Source organism: Geothrix sp. (genome assembly GCF_030219325.1).
Lineage (GTDB): Bacteria > Acidobacteriota > Holophagae > Holophagales > Holophagaceae > Geothrix.
In genome coordinates this window covers 1,657,469-1,672,369 of sequence record NZ_CP126625.1, presented here as the reverse complement: position 1 = coordinate 1,672,369, position 14,901 = coordinate 1,657,469, and the positions used below count along the sequence as shown (strand labels likewise).

Annotated in this window: 16 protein-coding genes; 12 read left to right on the top strand and 4 right to left on the bottom strand. The window is 67.7% G+C overall.

Annotated elements, in window-relative coordinates; genetic code table 11:
* The 4 genes from QOZ81_RS07545 to QOZ81_RS07530 are packed head-to-tail and all read left to right on the top strand — an operon-like array spanning window position 1 to window position 3,902.
* Complete coding sequence (locus QOZ81_RS07545; RefSeq protein ID WP_291199268.1) at window positions 1-963, top strand: HlyD family secretion protein; 963 nt, start codon at window positions 1-3, stop codon at window positions 961-963.
* Window positions 960-1,844 carry an ABC transporter ATP-binding protein gene (locus QOZ81_RS07540; RefSeq protein WP_291199270.1) on the top strand — a complete coding sequence of 295 codons (885 nt, stop codon included), beginning with the start codon at window positions 960-962 and terminating at the stop codon, window positions 1,842-1,844. Before QOZ81_RS07545 ends, QOZ81_RS07540 begins: the two co-directional genes overlap by 4 nt.
* Window positions 1,837-2,766 (top strand): ABC transporter ATP-binding protein, encoded by a 930-nt coding sequence (locus QOZ81_RS07535; RefSeq protein WP_291199272.1) that lies wholly within the window; start codon window positions 1,837-1,839, stop codon window positions 2,764-2,766. The genes QOZ81_RS07540 and QOZ81_RS07535 overlap by 8 nt, the downstream gene beginning before the upstream one ends.
* Window positions 2,767-2,774: 8 nt before the next feature.
* Window positions 2,775-3,902 carry an ABC transporter permease gene (locus QOZ81_RS07530; protein WP_291199274.1) on the top strand — a complete coding sequence of 376 codons (1,128 nt, stop codon included), beginning with the start codon at window positions 2,775-2,777 and terminating at the stop codon, window positions 3,900-3,902.
* Here QOZ81_RS07530 and QOZ81_RS07525 read toward each other — a convergent pair.
* Window positions 3,899-4,675 carry a DODA-type extradiol aromatic ring-opening family dioxygenase gene (locus tag QOZ81_RS07525; protein WP_291199276.1) on the bottom strand — a complete coding sequence of 259 codons (777 nt, stop codon included), beginning with the start codon at window positions 4,673-4,675 and terminating at the stop codon, window positions 3,899-3,901. The genes QOZ81_RS07530 and QOZ81_RS07525 overlap by 4 nt on opposite strands.
* Before the next feature lie 122 nt (window positions 4,676-4,797).
* Here QOZ81_RS07525 and QOZ81_RS07520 point away from each other — a divergent pair, with 122 nt between their 5' ends.
* Genes QOZ81_RS07520 through QOZ81_RS07505 form a run of 4 tightly spaced genes read left to right on the top strand, consistent with a single transcriptional unit; the run spans window position 4,798 to window position 7,667 of the window.
* A complete protein-coding gene (locus tag QOZ81_RS07520) occupies window positions 4,798-5,526 on the top strand; it encodes a pyridoxine 5'-phosphate synthase (RefSeq protein WP_291199278.1) in 729 nt (242 codons plus the stop codon).
* A complete protein-coding gene (locus QOZ81_RS07515) occupies window positions 5,523-5,900 on the top strand; it encodes a response regulator (RefSeq protein WP_291199280.1) in 378 nt (125 codons plus the stop codon). Before QOZ81_RS07520 ends, QOZ81_RS07515 begins: the two co-directional genes overlap by 4 nt.
* Window positions 5,897-6,715 (top strand): DUF4388 domain-containing protein, encoded by an 819-nt coding sequence (locus tag QOZ81_RS07510; protein ID WP_291199282.1) that lies wholly within the window; start codon window positions 5,897-5,899, stop codon window positions 6,713-6,715. Before QOZ81_RS07515 ends, QOZ81_RS07510 begins: the two co-directional genes overlap by 4 nt.
* A gap of 19 nt (window positions 6,716-6,734) precedes the next feature.
* Entirely contained in the window at window positions 6,735-7,667 is a 933-nt protein-coding gene (locus QOZ81_RS07505) for a methyl-accepting chemotaxis protein (protein ID WP_291199284.1), read from the top strand.
* A gap of 9 nt (window positions 7,668-7,676) precedes the next feature.
* On the opposite strand, the gene QOZ81_RS07500 is transcribed toward QOZ81_RS07505, so the two are convergent.
* A complete protein-coding gene (locus QOZ81_RS07500) occupies window positions 7,677-8,363 on the bottom strand; it encodes a fumarylacetoacetate hydrolase family protein (protein ID WP_291199286.1) in 687 nt (228 codons plus the stop codon).
* A 23-nt stretch (window positions 8,364-8,386) separates the two neighbouring features.
* The gene (locus tag QOZ81_RS07495; RefSeq protein ID WP_291199288.1) at window positions 8,387-9,307 is read right to left on the bottom strand and encodes a tyrosine-type recombinase/integrase; all 921 of its coding nucleotides are present in this window, start codon (window positions 9,305-9,307) and stop codon (window positions 8,387-8,389) included.
* A gap of 31 nt (window positions 9,308-9,338) precedes the next feature.
* On the opposite strand from QOZ81_RS07495, the gene QOZ81_RS07490 reads away from it, so the two are divergent.
* The 3 genes from QOZ81_RS07490 to QOZ81_RS07480 all read left to right on the top strand — a co-directional run bounded on the left by QOZ81_RS07490 (window position 9,339) and on the right by QOZ81_RS07480 (window position 13,522).
* The gene (locus tag QOZ81_RS07490; protein WP_291199290.1) at window positions 9,339-11,162 is read left to right on the top strand and encodes an AMP-dependent synthetase/ligase; all 1,824 of its coding nucleotides are present in this window, start codon (window positions 9,339-9,341) and stop codon (window positions 11,160-11,162) included.
* A 67-nt stretch (window positions 11,163-11,229) separates the two neighbouring features.
* Window positions 11,230-11,664: an FKBP-type peptidyl-prolyl cis-trans isomerase gene (locus QOZ81_RS07485; protein ID WP_291199292.1), complete on the top strand. Its 435-nt coding sequence runs from the start codon at window positions 11,230-11,232 to the stop codon at window positions 11,662-11,664.
* A gap of 178 nt (window positions 11,665-11,842) precedes the next feature.
* A complete protein-coding gene (locus QOZ81_RS07480) occupies window positions 11,843-13,522 on the top strand; it encodes a PAS domain-containing sensor histidine kinase (RefSeq protein WP_291199294.1) in 1,680 nt (559 codons plus the stop codon).
* Here QOZ81_RS07480 and QOZ81_RS07475 read toward each other — a convergent pair.
* Entirely contained in the window at window positions 13,512-14,174 is a 663-nt protein-coding gene (locus QOZ81_RS07475) for a response regulator (protein ID WP_291199296.1), read from the bottom strand. The two genes, QOZ81_RS07480 and QOZ81_RS07475, sit on opposite strands and share 11 nt — an antisense overlap.
* A 215-nt stretch (window positions 14,175-14,389) precedes the next feature.
* Here QOZ81_RS07475 and QOZ81_RS07470 point away from each other — a divergent pair, with 215 nt between their 5' ends.
* Entirely contained in the window at window positions 14,390-14,881 is a 492-nt protein-coding gene (locus QOZ81_RS07470; RefSeq protein WP_291199297.1) for a nitrous oxide reductase accessory protein NosL, read from the top strand.
* Window positions 14,882-14,901 lie beyond the last annotated feature (20 nt).

The window sequence follows — 14,901 nt, the reverse complement described above, 5'->3', positions numbered from 1 at the left end:
ATGCGCAAGTTCCCGCTTCTTCTGCTTCCCGTGTCTCTGGTCATCCTCGCCGGCTGCCGGCGAGACGACCGGCCCCTGCTCAATGGCCGGGTGGAGGGGTACCTCACGGACCTGGGACCGCGATCAGGTGGTCGTCTGGTGGAATTGACCGTCCGCGAAGGACAGCGCGTGAAGGCTGGAGACCTGCTGGCCCGGGTTTCCGCCGAGGAGCTGGAGGCCGCCGTGCAGCGGGACCAGGCCGGCTTTGACAGCGCGGATGCCAAGCGCCTGGAGCTGGACCGGGGGAGCCGCGCGGAAGACATCGCCCAAGGCGAAGCCCGGGTGCAGGACGCCGGGGCGGCCCTGAGGTTGGCTGAGGACAGCCTGGTCCGCGCGCGGCGCCTCTTCGGTGAAAAGGTGATGTCCCAGGCGGACCTCGACAACGCCCTGGCCAGCCGCGACCGTGCCGACGCCAACCTGTCCCTCCAGGCCAAGGCGCTGGTGGAGCTCCGGGCCGGGGCCCGCATTGAGCAGCGCCAGGCTGGCGGTGCCGAGGCGCGCAAGGCCCGGGCCATCCTCCAGCAGAGTCGGCTCCAGGCGGGCTTCACCGAGGTGCGCGCCCCCTTCGATGGCGTGGTGACCCACCGCCTGAGGGAGCCCGGCAGCGTGATCGCCGCGGGCCAGCCAGTGCTCACCCTGGCCCGCCTCGACCAGCTCTGGGTGCGGGTGTACCTGCCTCAGCCCCTCCTGGGCCAGGTGCGCCTGGGCGCCCCGGTGACGGTGATGACGGCGGACCAGCGCCTCCTGGAGGCCTCCCTTGACGAGATCAGCTCCGAATCCGAGTTCACTCCGAAGATGGTGGAGAGCCGGGAGGAACGCGTGAACCTGGTCTATCCCGCCCGCGTGAACCTGCCCCAGGGCTGGGACAAGGGCCTGGTTCCCGGCGCGGCCGTGGACGTGCGCCTGGGCAGCCCTTCGCGATGATCCTGCTGGAGGCCCGCGCGCTCAGCTGCCACTTCGGCCCGAAGGTGGCCGTCCGGGACCTGGACATCACCCTGGCCGAAGGCGAGCTGGTCGGCCTCATCGGGCCCGATGGCGCGGGCAAGACGACCACCTTCCGCATGTTCGCCGGCCTGCAGCGGCCCACGGGCGGGGAACTGCACCGGCACCTGGGCCGGGATGGCATCAGCTATGTCCCCCAGACCTTCAGCCTCGCCCCGGACCTCACCGTCGAGGAGAACCTCCGCTTCCAGGGGGGCCTCTACGGGCTGCCGGACCTGGGCTCACGGATGACCAGGCTGCTCGAATCTGTGGATCTGGCGGCGTTCCGGGACCGGCTGTCGGGGGCCCTGTCCGGCGGAATGAAGCAGAAGCTCGCCCTCTGCGCCGCCCTGCTCACCCAGCCCCGCCTGCTGCTGCTCGACGAGCCCACCACGGGCGTCGATCCCGTCAGCCGCAGGGAGTTCTGGGAACTCATCCATGCGGTCCACGACCAGGGCGTGGCCGTCCTCTTCTCCACGCCCTACATGGACGAGGCTGAGTACGCCCACCGGATGCTGCTGATGAACGAGGGGCGCATCCTGGAGGAGGGCGACCTGACGGCCCTGCGCCGGAACCTGCCGGGCCTGGTGTTCCGGCTGGTGAGTTCCCGCCGGCGCGAGGTGCAGAAGGCCCTCGTCGCCCTTGAACCCCTGGACCTGTTCGCGGAAGGCGACATCCTCCGCGTCCGCTTTCCCGGGCAGGAGCCGGGGCCCCTCCTGGCCCGCCTGGCGGCCCTGCCTGGCGTGGAGCAGGTGCGCCTGGCGGAGGCGAACCTGGAGGATGTCTTCCTGCACGCGCTCGCGGATGGAGGCGGCCATGGCTGAGCCCGTGCTGGAAGTCCAGGGCCTGACGCGGAGATTCGGTGCGTTCACGGCCGTCTCCGACCTCAGCTTCGAGGTCCAGGGCGGTGAGATCTTCGGCTTCCTGGGGCCCAACGGTGCCGGCAAGAGCACCGCCATCCGGATGCTCTGCGGCGTGCTCGCCCCCAGCGCCGGCCAGGCCCGCGCACTGGGCCGGGACCTGTTCACCGAAGCCGACCAGGTGCGCGCCCACATGGGCTACATGAGCCAGAAATCCAGCCTCCTCACCGACCTCACGGTGGCCGAGAACCTCCGGTTCTTCGGAGGCCTGTACGGGCTCGGGGGCCGGGTCCTGGCCTCCGAAGTGGAATTCCGGCTGCGCGAGATGCAGGTCTGGGAACACCGGGACCTGCTGGTGTCGACCCTCTCCACCGGCGTGCGGCAGCGGGTGGCCCTGGCCTCCGCCACCCTGCACCGCCCCCGGATCCTCTTCCTGGACGAGCCCACCAGCGGCGTGGACCCCCTGCGCCGGCGCCTGTTCTGGGAGGCCATGGACGAGCTCGTGGCCGAGGGTATGAGCATCCTCGTCACCACCCACAACCTCGGCGAGGCCGACCAGTGCGACCGGCTGGCCTTCATCCTGGGCGGCAGGCTCATGGCCTACGGGAGACCCCGTGCCTTGAAGGAGGCACTGGGCCGCCAGGTCCTCGAACTCCGGACCGAGCAGTTCCGGCCCCTCCAGGCGGCCGCCCGGACCCACCCGGAGGTGCTGGCCGCCGAGCTGCTGGGCCGCAGCGTCCGCCTCTCCCTGCCCGCCGGGCTGGAACCCGCAGGCCTGCTGGATCGGCTGCGACTCGAAGGGTTCGCCTTCGAAGCCCTTCCCCCCGAACCGCCCTCGCTGGAAGACCTGTTCGTGGATCTGGTCCAGCGCTCCCGAGTCGCTTGAGGTACGCCATGTGGAACCGCATCAAGGCCCTGGTCTGGAAAGAGTTCCTGCAGCTCCGGCGGGACCGCCTGACCCTCGCCTTCACCCTGGGCATGCCGCTCATGCAGCTCGTCATCTTCGGGCTCGCCATCAACTACGACGTCAAGCACATGCCCGCCGTGGTCCTGGACGAATCCCAGAGCCAGGAGAGCCGCAGCTTCGTGGACGGCCTGGTGGCCACCCAGTACTTCGACGTGAAGGTCGAGGTGCGTTCCGAGACGGACCTCCGGAACGCCATCGACCGCGGCAGGGCCCAGGTCGGCGTCTGGTTCCCCCCCGACTACGCCCGCCGCATCCGCTCCGGCCAGACCGGGGAAGTGATGATCATCGTGGACGGCTCCAGCCCCACGACGGCTTCCAGCGCCATGGCGACCGCCTCGGGCGTAGGCCAGCTCCGGAACACCCAGCTGCTCTTCGACCGCATGGGCTATGGCGGCGCGGCCAAGCCCGTGATGCCGGTCGAGGTCCGGATCCGCCCCTGGTACAACCCGGACCTGCGCAGCCCCACCTTCATTGTCCCGGGCCTTGTGGGCGTCATCCTCTCCATGACGTGCGTCATGTTCGCGTCCGGCGCCATCGTGCGGGAGAAGGAGCGCGGGACGCTGGACCAGGTCCTGGTGACGCCGGTGACGCCCCTGGAGCTCTTCGCCGGCAAGGTCATTCCCGTCGTGGGCATGGCCTATGCCCAGATGACCGTCCTCTTCGGCACCGCCCATCTCTTCTTCAAGGTGCCCGTGGCCGGCTCGGTCCTGCTCCTCTATGCCATGGCCGGACTGTTCATCATCCCCATGCTGGGCATCGGGATCCGCATCTCCACCATCGCCCAGACCCAGGCCCAGAGTGGCCAGATGAGCATGCTGACGATCCTGCCCTTCATCTTCCTCAGCGGGTACATCTTCCCCCGCGAAGGCATGCCCCTGCCCTTCTACCTGATCGGTGAGCTCATGCCGCTCACCCATTTCATCATCATCATCCGGGCCATCGTGCTGCGCGGCGTGGGCCTCGAAGCCTTCTGGCCCGAGGTCCTGAAGCTGCTGGCCCTCACCGGCATCATCTGGACCGTGGCCATCCGGAGCATGAAGCGGGCCGAAGCCTAGGGAAACTCGTAGCTCGTCAGGCTGAGGCTGCCCAGCTGCCAGCCCTCGAAGATGGCTTCCGGGGAAGTTCCCCCGGCCGCCGCCACGAAGAGCGGGTCCAGGTGCTCGGAGGTGGGTACGGATTCCGCGGCGCCCGGGGCCTGTCGCCAATCCGCCAAGGCCGCCAGGTCCCCGGCGGCCAGCCGCTCGTGGACCCAGTGCTGGAAGGCCACGGCCCAGGGCCGGGGTTCCGCGGCCCCCTGCCAGTCCAGGCGGCCGAGGTTGTGGACGATCCCGCCGCTCCCCAGGATCAGCACTCCGCGGCTGCGGAGCGGCGCCAGGGCCCGGCCCGCGGCCAGCAGCAGCTCCGGTGTGCGGGGACGGGGCAGGGACAGCTGCACCACCGGGACGGCGGCAGCCGGACTCAGGTAGCGGAGGGGCACCCAGGCCCCGTGGTCCAGGGGGCGCTGGGCATCCAGCACCGCCTCCAGGCCCGCCTCCCGCAGCAATCCGGCTGCCTCGCCGGCCAGCTCTGGAGATCCGGGTGCCGGGTAGTCCAGCCCGTACAGGGCCTCCGGAAAGCCGCCGAAATCATGCATGATGCCGGGAGTCGCGGCCGAGGACAGCCGGAACGGACCGGCTGCCTCCCAGTGGGCCGAGCAGACGAGGATGGCGCGAAGGGGTGGCAGGCGCCGGCCCAGGGCCGAGACCGCCTCACCCCAGGCCTCTCCATCCAGGGCGAGCATGGGGGAGCCATGGGCCAGAAACACGGAGGGGAGGGGTGTCGCGCTCATGGTTCCATGATCATTCATCAAAATGCGTGTTTCAACTCTTTTTTTGACGTTCCCCCCTTCCAACCTTCATGGCGACCGGGATCCGGCAGTGGGTAAGCTACAAGTCATCCCCGGAGCCCGCATTGAATCTCAGGCTTGGCGTCAACGTCGATCATGTGGCCACCCTCCGCCAGGCCCGCGGAGGTCATGAGCCTGAGCCGGTGGCCGCAGCGCTCCTGGCCCAGAGCGCCGGGGCCCACGGCATCACGGTCCACATCCGCGGCGATCGCAGGCACATCCAGGAGCGGGATCTCCGGGTGCTGAAGGAGGTCCTCGCCGTGCCGCTGAACGTGGAGTGCGCGGCGACGCCTGAAGCGCTGGAAGCCGTCATCCCCATCAAACCCTCCTGGGTGACCCTGGTCCCCGAGAGCCGCGAGGAACTCACCACCCAGGGCGGCCTCGACGCCATCTTCCTCCAGGGGATGCTCAAGCCCGTGGTCCGCGAGCTGCGCGGCGCGGGCATCCACGTCAGCCTCTTCGTCGATCCCGTGCTCGACCAGGTGAAGATGGCCGCCAAGCTGGAGGCGGACGCCGTGGAACTGAACACGGGCACCTACAGCGACCTGCCCATGGATTCCGACCCCTCCCTGGAACTGGGCCGCCTCCGGGATGCGGCGCGACTGGCCAGCCGCCTGGGCCTCCGCGCACTCGCAGGACATGGCCTCAACCTCCAGAACGTGGGCCCGGTGGCCGCCATCCCGGAACTCGAAGAGCTCAACATCGGCCACAGCCTCATCGGAAGGGCCGTCCTCGTGGGGCTGGACCGGGCCGTCGAGGAAATGCTCACGGCCATGGGGGAGGTCCGCCCATGAGCACCGTGCTGATCGTGGATGACGACCCCGCCGTTCGCCAGGTCCTGCGGGAATTCGTCGAGCTGGAGGGCCACCGGGTGCTCGAGGCGGCCGATTCGAGCTTCGCCCGGAAGGCCCTGGCGCAGGAACGCGTGGACCTGATCTTCCTGGATGTGCTGATGCCCGGGGAGAGCGGGACGGCCCTCTGCCATTCCATCAAGGACGACCCGGAGTGCCAGGGCATGAAGGTGATCCTCCTCACCGGATTCGACGGCGAGCGGGCCTGGTCGCAGGGTCTTCGAAGCGGCGCCGACATCTTCCTGGTCAAGCCGGTGAACCGTGCGCGGATCAAGGTGCTGCTTGAAGAGCTCCTCACTCCGGAGCGCCAGGCATGAGCAACCTCCGCGGCACCCTGGAGAGCATCTCCCTCACCGACGTGGCCCAGCTGCTCCACGTCAACCGGAAGACGGGCATGCTCCAGGTGAGCTCCGGCAGGATCAGCGGCGTGCTGTACTTCTCCAGCGGCGAGGTCATCCACGCGGAAACCCTGTCGGCCCGCGGGGAGATGGCCGCCTTCGAAATCCTGGAATGGGACTCCGGCCACTTCGAGTTCCTCACCACCCAGGTCCAGACCCCCGCCACCATCCGGCGCACGGTCCCCGACCTGCTCATGGATTCCGCCCGCCTCCAGGACAGCCGCAAGCGCCTGCACACGATCTTCCCCCGGCTGACGGCCGTGCCCTGGCCCACCCTCCCCGCACCGCAACTGCTCGAGGGCCTCAAGCTCTTCGCCGAGGAGCGCAAGATCCTGCCCTTCTTCGATGGCTACCGCGACTTCCAGGACGTCATGTCCGCCTCGGGTCAGCACGATGTGGCCGTGCTCCAGTCCGCGGCCATCCTGAAGGACGCGGGACGGCTGGAGGTGCTGGAACCCGACGCCCACGTGACCGTCGTCCAGTTGAAGACGAGCCTCTTCAAGAAGGGCGGCCATCTGGAGCTGCCCAGAGCCATGGAAGGCTGGTGGACCGCCCTCGGCCCCTACCGCCACGGCATCCAGAACATCCGGGTCATCTGGCCCAAGGGACCCGCCGTGGAACGGGTCGAGTTCGTGACCGGCCTCGCCGACAAGCAGGTGGCCATCCCCCGGGAACTCATGCAGGCCTGGGGGCTGGCCGAAGGATCCCATGTCAAAGTGAGGCCCGCGCCCTGAGGGCACCCCTGGAGTCGCCATGAATGAAACGCCTGAAGATCAGCCGCAGGAAGGCACCCCGGAAGGCCTGGTGGCGGAATTCCAGACCCGGCGGGAGCGTCTCGACCAGCGCCTCCTGAGCCTGGAGCAGCTCATCGCCGACCTGCGCAGCGAGCTGCAGGGGGACTCACAGGCCAGCCTCCACCGGCTGGCCGAAGCCGCCCAGGACATGGCCAACGGCAGGGTCTACCAGAAGATCGACATCGAGGCCAAGGGGGAACTCGGGGCCCTGGTCTCCAGCATCAACCAGACCCTCCTGAATCTGCAGCAGCTGGACGCCTCGGTGAAACACCAGAGCACCCAGGTCCCGGAACTCGCCGCCCAGCTGGACGCCATCACCTCCGACACCGAGGAGGCCACCCAGAGCGTCATGAACCGCCTGGACACCCTCATGGCCGCCTCCGACGACGCCACGCGGGCCGTACAGGCCTGCCAGGATGGGATCGGGCGCCAGAACCAGCACCAGGCCGCCCTCCATGCCGCCATCGCCGGGTTCCTCGATCGTGCCGCCGCCGGAGAGGAGCAGAACGCCCTGGCCCAGGAGGTGCTGGAGTACCTCTTCGCCCATCAGGTGGCGGCCCCGCCCCAGGAAGTGGACCTCGGTCCGACCAAGGCCATGCTGCAGAAGGTCAGCGACGAGGCTTTCGAGATCCTGAACGTCCTCCAGTTCCAGGACATCACGCGTCAGAAGATCGAGAAGGTGGTCATCCTCCTCAAGCAGTTCCAGGGGGGCCTGAACCGGTTGCTGGTGATCTTCAACATCCACACCGCGGCGCTGGGAGATGGCCAGGGCTTCTCGGAGCGGAAGGTCGCCACCCAGGACCGCATCTTCGATACCAGCCTGGAGGCCGACAGCCGCAAGGACAGCGTCGACGACATCATCGCCCAGTTCAAGCTGGCTGGCGGGAGCTGAGTCCCGCTTCTACACCAGCACGATCTCCAGCTCGCCCAGCCCCTCGATCCCACAGCGGACCCGGTCGCCGCGGACGATGGGGCCCACTCCGGCGGGGGTGCCGGTGAAGATGAGATCGCCCGGCGCGAGCGCCACGAACCTGGAGACGTGGGCGATGATCTCGGGAACCGACCAGATCATCTGGGACAGGTCGCCCCGCTGCTTCTCCACGCCGTTCACCGACAGCCAGATCGCACCACGGCCGAAGTGCCCTCCGGCCGCCACGGGGAGGATCCGGGAGATCGGCGCCGACTGGTCGAAACCCTTGGCCGTGTCCCAGGGCTGGCCCTTGTCCTTCGCCTTCGCCTGCAGGTCCCGGCGGGTCAGGTCGATGCCCACGGCATGCCCGTAGACGTGGCCGAGGGCCTCGGAAGCCGGGATGTCCCGGCCACCCTTCGCCAGGGCCACCACCAGCTCGACCTCGTAGTGGAGATTCGATGTGGCGGGCGGATAGGCGATGTCACCTCCGCCTGGAACCACCGTGTCGTGGGGCTTGCCGAAGAAGAACGGCGGTTCGCGTTCGGGATCCATGCCCATTTCGCGGGCATGGTCCGCGTAGTTGCGTCCGATGCAGTAGATCCGGCGCACCGGAAAGACCTGGCCAGTCCCCTCGATGGGAAGGGCGGGCACTGCGGGAACGGGAACGACCGCATCCATGGGGCACTCCTGTGGGTCTGGGTTCAGCTCTTGGCCCGCGGATGGGCCTTCTCGTAGGTCCGGGCCAGTTCCTCCAGCCCCAGGTGAGTGTAGCGCTGGGTCGTGCTCAGGCTCGCATGGCCCAGCAGCTCCTGGATGGCCCGGAGGTCCATGCCGCGGTTGAGCAGGTGGGTGGCGAAGCTGTGCCGAAGCGCGTGGGGGCTCACCCTGGACCGGACCGCGGCCGCCTCCAGAGCTCCGCGGAGCATGGCCCGCACGCTGGTGGGCGTGAGACGCCCCCCGCGCAGGTTCAGGAACAGGGCCGGACTGGGTGGCAGGGCCTTCGCCACCAGGAGACCCGAGCGGAAGCCCAGGTAGGCCTCGAGCACTTCGGCTGCCTGGAGGTGATAGGGGACCAGCCGTTCCTTGCGGCCCTTGCCCAGCACTCGCAGGGTGCGCTGGTCTGAAAGAATGTCCTGCAGATCCAGTCCCACCAGCTCGGACACGCGTAGACCCGAAGCGTAGAGCAGCTCCAGCAGGCAGGCGAGGCGCGCGCTGGGGAAATCCGCCGACGGGGGAAGGTCCAGGAGTGCCCGGCTCTCGCCCTCCGTGAGGAAGGCCGGCAGCCGCTTCGGCTGCTTGGGGTTCCGAAGGCCGGAGGCGGGGTTCTTCTCGATCCGTCGGGTCTCCCACAGCCACTTGAAGAAGCCGCGGATGGTCGAGAGGATGCGCGCCTGGCTCGCCGGATCCAGGCCGCGATCGCCCAGCTCCAGGGCGAAGCCCCGCAGCGTCCGTGGGGTCACGTCCCATGCGTCCCAGCGGGCCCGTGCCGCGTGCTCGAGAAGCTTCTCCAGGTCACCCTGCTGAGCCCGGGCTGTGTGCGGCGAAACCCCCCTCGCGCGCTGTTCGAGGTGGAACGCCCGGACCTCCCCGCTCAGCGTCGCGACTCCCTTCCCTGCTACCATGCCGTCACATCCCCTCATGTCCGGAGTCATTGTGGCGCAGCCCATCGAAACGATTGCCCAGCTTTTCTATCAGGCAGTCCAGCGGGACCTGCCCGACGCGCTGGCATTCAAGCGGAATGGGAGCTATGTACCTGTTTCCCATGCCGAACTGGTGGCCCAGGTCGAGCGCATCTCCCTGGCCATGGCCGCCCGCGGGCTCAAGGCTGGCGACCGGGTGGCCATCCTCTCCGAGAACCGTCCGGAATGGGCCATCGCCGACTTCGCCTGCGCCCTCCAGGGCCTTCCGGACGTCACCATCTATGCCACCCTGAACGCTCCGCAGGCAGGCTTCATCCTGAAGGACAGCCAGTCCCGCTGGGTGCTCTGCTCCGACCGGGCCCAGCTGGACAAGGTCCTGGCCCAGTGGGACCAGCTGCCGCTGCTTGAGGCGGCCGTGCTCTTCGATGGCGACCTGCCTGAAGGAACCAGCCGCAGCCTCGTGAGCTGGGCCACCCTGATGGAGGAGGGCCAGGCCATGGAGGCCCGCCGGCCCGAGGTGAGAGGGTGGGCCGATCAGCGGAAGCCCTCGGACACCCTGACGCTCATCTACACCTCCGGGACGACGGGCGACCCCAAGGGCGCGGTGCTCACGCATGGCAACCTGGCATCGAACGTCGTGGCCTCCCTCGAGGCCGTGAAGATGGAGGAAGGTCATCGCTGCCTCAGCTTCCTGCCCCTCACGCACATCTTCGAGCGCATGGCCGGCCAGTTCCTCATGCTCCACATCGGCGCCTCGATCTACTACGCCGAGAGCGTCAACACAGTCCCTGCCGATCTCCTGGAGGTACGGCCCACAGTCCTGGCCTCGGTGCCCCGGATCTACGAGAAGGTGTATGGCCGCATCTACGATGGCGTGGCCTCAGCCAGCCTCGTCAAGCGCCTGATCTTCCACTGGTCCATGGTGGCGGGCCGGCGGATCGTGTCCCAGCTCTACCAGGGCAGGACCCCAGGCGGATGGAACGGCTTCTGCTATGGCATCGCGCGCAAGCTGGTCTTCGACAAGATCTCAGCCCGACTCGGCGGGCGGCTGCGCCTGGCCGTCAGCGGCGGCGCGCCCCTGGGGGGCAAGATCATGGAGTTCTTCTGGATCGTGGGCGTGCCGATCCTCGAAGGCTACGGCCTCACGGAAACCAGCCCCGTCATCACCATCAACCGGCCCGGCGAGGTGCTTCCGGGCTGCGTCGGGCGGCCCCTCTACAGGGAATGCAACGGCCGCCCCTTCGTGAAGATCGCCGAGGATGGCGAGATCCTCTGCCAGGGCCCGAACATCATGGCGGGCTACTGGAACAATGAGCAGGCCACCCGTGAGGCCATCGATTCGGATGGGTATTTCCACACGGGCGACATCGGCCACCAGGATGACCAGGGCCGTCTCTACATCACGGACCGCAAGAAGGAGCTCATCGTCACCAGCGGCGGGAAGAAGGTCGCCCCCCAGCCCATCGAAAACCTGCTCAAGGGCGACAAGTACATCTCCCAGGCCGTCCTCATCGGCGACCAGCGGAACTTCATCAGCGCGCTGATCGTGCCGAATTTCGACAGCCTGGTGCGCTGGGCGGGCTACAAGAAGCTCCACTTCGCGTCCCATTCGGAGCTCATCCAGGATCCGATGGTCCTCGCCAAGGTCGGCAGCCGCCTGGAGCGCGTCAACGAGCACCTGTCGAACTATGAACGCATCAAGAAGTTCATCCTGCTGGACCACGAGATGACCCTCGAGGGGGGGCAGCTGACCCCTTCCCTGAAGGTGAAGCGCCGCGTGGTGAACCAGATGTACGCCGACCGGATCGAGGCGATGTACGGCGAACCCAAGGGCTGATCCCAGTCCCCGCCAAACTCAGATTCTGGTAGCCTTGACGGTCCATCAAGTCATATGGAGGACCGCCTTGCGCTTCCGTGCAGCCCTTTCCATCGTCCTGATCTCCTTCCTTGGTTTCGGCTGCAGGTCCCCTCAGACCGGCGCCGCGGCCTGGACCACCCTTCCCAGTGGGCTCGGCGTGCTGGATCTCGCACCGGGACAGGGGCCTTCTCCCAGAATCGGCCAGACCTGCAACGTGGAGGCCCAGGGCTGGATCGAGGAGGGCGGCGCCAAGGGCAGGTCCTTCCTGGATACGCGGAAACGGGGCTTCCCCGACACCTTCCCGCTGGGTGGCGGGCGGGTGATCAAGGGCTGGGAGGAAGGACTGGCCACCATGAAGAAGGGCGGCAGGAGGTTGCTCCGGGTCCCCCCCAGCCTCGGCTATTCCCCCCGGGAACTGGGCCAGGACATCCCCCCCGGGTCCACCCTGATTTTCGAGCTGGAACTCCTCGACATCCGATAGTCCGCGGGTCCCCAGACCCTCGAGGTGATCCCTGACCGCCCCTCGCCCATCGAAGGCCCCGATCCCCATCCGGCCCCTTGCGCCGGAGCGGGACCCGCCGGCCTCCTTCCGCCCTGGGAAGCTGCTGCGTGCCTTCCTGACGGTCTGCGCGATCATCGTCATCACCGAGCTCACGATCATGGTCCTGCTGGAACCCGTCTTCGGGGAGGACCACCTGACCATGGCCTTCGTGGATTCAGCGACGCTCATCCTCGTCTGCTTCCCGTCCATCTACTTCCTCCTCATCAAGCCCATGGTCCGCGACCTCTTCGCCAAGGCCGAGGCCGAACGGGCGCTGACTGAAGTCCGGGCCTCCAACGAGTTCCTCCGCCTGGATGCGGAAGAGCGGATCCGGGCCGAGGCCCTCGAGCGCACCAAGGCCGATGCGCGCATCCAGTTCCAGGCGCGAATCCTCGCCGTGGTCCAGCAGGCCGTGGTCGCCACCGGCAAGGGCGGGGTCATCCTCTACTGGAACCGGTTCGCCGAGTGGATGTTCGGCTGGACCGAGGATGAAGTCCGGAACCAGACGCTCGCCAAAGTGACCGGATTCACGTCGGAGGCGGCCCGCAGCGGGCTCTCCGGGTTCGGGGCGGTGAAGGGCTGGACCGGCGAGGTGAAGGCGATCCGCCGCGATGGCTCCTCCTTTCCCGCCTACCTGACCTGCTCGACCATCTGGCGCGGCGACGGATCCGTGGCCGGGTTCGTCTACACCTTCATGGACATCACAGAACGGAAATCGGCCGAGGCCGCCATCAGGGATTCCGAGGAGAAGTACAGCACCGTCGTCGAGAACTCGCCCACGGGGATCTTCATCTACCGGAACGGACGCCTGGAGTTCGCCAACCAGCGGTTCTTCCAGATGGTGGGCCGGTCCCAGCCCGACCTCGCGGCCATGGACGTGGCCGACATCATCCACCCCGAGGACTGGGCCATGGTGCGGGAGATGTGGCGGCGGCGCCTGGCCGGCACCGGCGCCTCCCAGGACTACGAATGCCGCATCCTCCACTCGGGCGGCGAAACCCGCTGGATCAGCGGCAGGACGGCTCTGATCCGGTACGGGGGGGAGTTCGCCCTCCTCGGGAACATCCAGGACATCACAGAGCGCCACAAGGCCGAACAGGCCCTGAGGGATTCCCGCGAGACCCTGCACCGCCTCTCCGCCCGGCTCATGTCCGCGCAGGAAAGCGAGCGCCAGCGCGTGGCGCGGGAACTCCACGACAGCATCGGCCAGTCCCTGAGCGCCGTGAAGTTCATGGTGGAACGGGCCCTCGACGAGCAGGCCGCCTCCGGCCCCGAAAGCCCGCAGACCAGGAGCCTCCGGGCCGTGGTCCCCGTGATCCAGTCCTCGGTGGAAGAGGTCCGGCGCATTTCCATGGCCCTGCGGCCGACGACCCTCGATGATCTCGGGCTCCTCGCCACCATCGCCTGGTTCACCCGGGAATTCCAGACCACCTATCCCCACATGGACGTGGAGCGCCTGATCGAGGTCGAGGAGTTCGAAGTTCCCGAGATCCTCAAGACGAACATCTTCCGGATCATGCAGGAGGCCATGAACAACGCGGCCAAGTACAGCCAGGCCACGAGGGTCACCGTGGCCTTGCGGCAAGTGCTGGGCGACCTCCAGCTCGTGGTGGGGGACAACGGCGTGGGCTTCAATCCGGGAGAAGTGCGCCGGCACACTTCCGCCGGCGGGTTCGGACTCGCCTCCATGCGGGAGCGGGCCGAACTCTTCGGCGGCTCCCTCATCCTCACGTCGTCCCCGGGCGAGGGCACGATGGTCATCGCCCGGTGGCCCCTGCCGGAGGAATCTACTTCGTGACCAAGCCCTTTTCGATGGCATAGGCCGTCAGGGCGGACACGGAGTGCAGGTTGAGCCGGTCCATCAGGTTCGCGCGGTGCTTCTCCACCGTCTTCGGACTGATGCAGAGGTACTCGGCGATGTCCTTGGTGCGGTAGCCCTCCGCAATGAGCTTCAGCACCTCCCGCTCTCGGCTCGACAGATCGTCGAAGCCGGGTTTCAGGGAGATGCCGTCCTTGGAGCTGAGGTAGCCGGACACCACCGTGGTGGCGATCGCGGGGCTGAGGTAGCGCTCTCCGTTCAGGACGCTGCGCACGGCCATGGTCAGCTCGGAAGAGGAGGAGTCCTTCAGCACGTAACCATCCGCGCCGTTCTGAAGGGCGGTGAAGACGTAGTCCTCGGTCTTGTGGACCGTGAGCACCAGGACCTTCGTGTTCGGGCTGAGCCGCTTGATCTCCTTCAAGGCCTCCAGCCCGTTGGAGCGGGGCATGGAGAGATCCAGCAGCATCAGGTCGGGCGTCAGTTCCTCGGCGCAGCGGATCGCGTCCCGGCCATCCGTGGCCTCCCCGACCACTTCCAGTTCCGGCCGGGCAGCCAGCAGCGCTTTCAGCCCCTCACGGAGGATCGTGTGGTCCTCCGCGATGACCAGCCTGTGTTTCTGTTCCGCGGCCATGGTCTTCCTCGGTCCGAGTGAGCTTGAGGTCACAGCCTAACGATGATGGGCAGGTCTTGACTAGGGTCTTTCAGGAGGGGAAATACAGGGTTCCCCTCGCAGCGAGTAGGTGAAAGCCCTGATCAGAGCGGATTCCTCCCGGCTCCTGCCTCCCGTCTCACGCCCGCTGCGCCCCCGGAGCTGGATAGAATCCATGGGAACGCCCAAAGGAACCCATGAAGATCCGACTCAGGTGCACGCTTCTGGCCCTCCTGCTGACCGGACTGCCCTTGGGGCTATGGGCGGGACCCAAGCCCACGCAGAAAGCCAAGGGACCGGTCCCCAAGGGGAACTGCGCCGTCTGCGGCATGTATGTGGCCAATTTCCCCGACTGGGCCGCGGTCATCTCCTTCAAGGATGGGGCCCAGGCCTGGTTCGATGGCCCCAAGGACCTTTTCACCTACCTGCTCGATCTGAAGCGCTACGCGGCGAAGCGGAATGTCGGGGACATCACCCTCATCCTGGTGAAGGACTACTACGGCCTGAAGCACGTCGACGGGCGCCAGGCCTTCTTCGTGATCGGCAGTGACGTCATGGGCCCCATGGGCAGGGAACTGGTCCCCTTCGGCACCGAGTCCGCGGCGCGGGACTTCCTCAGGGACCACCACGGCGTGAGGGTCCTGACCTTCCGGGAGGTCACGCCCGACACCCTGAAATCCCTGGAGTGACGGCTATCCTGTGAGGGACC

Coding starts and splice junctions, on each gene's coding strand:
- QOZ81_RS07545 (WP_291199268.1), top strand. CDS start 1: ATGCGCAAGTTCCCGCTTCTTCTGCTTCCCGTGTCTCTGGTCATCCTC.
- QOZ81_RS07530 (WP_291199274.1), top strand. CDS start 2,775: ATGTGGAACCGCATCAAGGCCCTGGTCTGGAAAGAGTTCCTGCAGCTC.
- QOZ81_RS07480 (WP_291199294.1), top strand. CDS start 11,843: ATGGTCCTGCTGGAACCCGTCTTCGGGGAGGACCACCTGACCATGGCC.
- QOZ81_RS07540 (WP_291199270.1), top strand. CDS start 960: ATGATCCTGCTGGAGGCCCGCGCGCTCAGCTGCCACTTCGGCCCGAAG.
- QOZ81_RS07510 (WP_291199282.1), top strand. CDS start 5,897: ATGAGCAACCTCCGCGGCACCCTGGAGAGCATCTCCCTCACCGACGTG.
- QOZ81_RS07505 (WP_291199284.1), top strand. CDS start 6,735: ATGAATGAAACGCCTGAAGATCAGCCGCAGGAAGGCACCCCGGAAGGC.
- QOZ81_RS07470 (WP_291199297.1), top strand. CDS start 14,390: ATGAAGATCCGACTCAGGTGCACGCTTCTGGCCCTCCTGCTGACCGGA.
- QOZ81_RS07495 (WP_291199288.1), bottom strand. CDS start 9,307: ATGGTAGCAGGGAAGGGAGTCGCGACGCTGAGCGGGGAGGTCCGGGCG.
- QOZ81_RS07525 (WP_291199276.1), bottom strand. CDS start 4,675: ATGAGCGCGACACCCCTCCCCTCCGTGTTTCTGGCCCATGGCTCCCCC.
- QOZ81_RS07475 (WP_291199296.1), bottom strand. CDS start 14,174: ATGGCCGCGGAACAGAAACACAGGCTGGTCATCGCGGAGGACCACACG.
- QOZ81_RS07500 (WP_291199286.1), bottom strand. CDS start 8,363: ATGGATGCGGTCGTTCCCGTTCCCGCAGTGCCCGCCCTTCCCATCGAG.
- QOZ81_RS07535 (WP_291199272.1), top strand. CDS start 1,837: ATGGCTGAGCCCGTGCTGGAAGTCCAGGGCCTGACGCGGAGATTCGGT.
- QOZ81_RS07515 (WP_291199280.1), top strand. CDS start 5,523: ATGAGCACCGTGCTGATCGTGGATGACGACCCCGCCGTTCGCCAGGTC.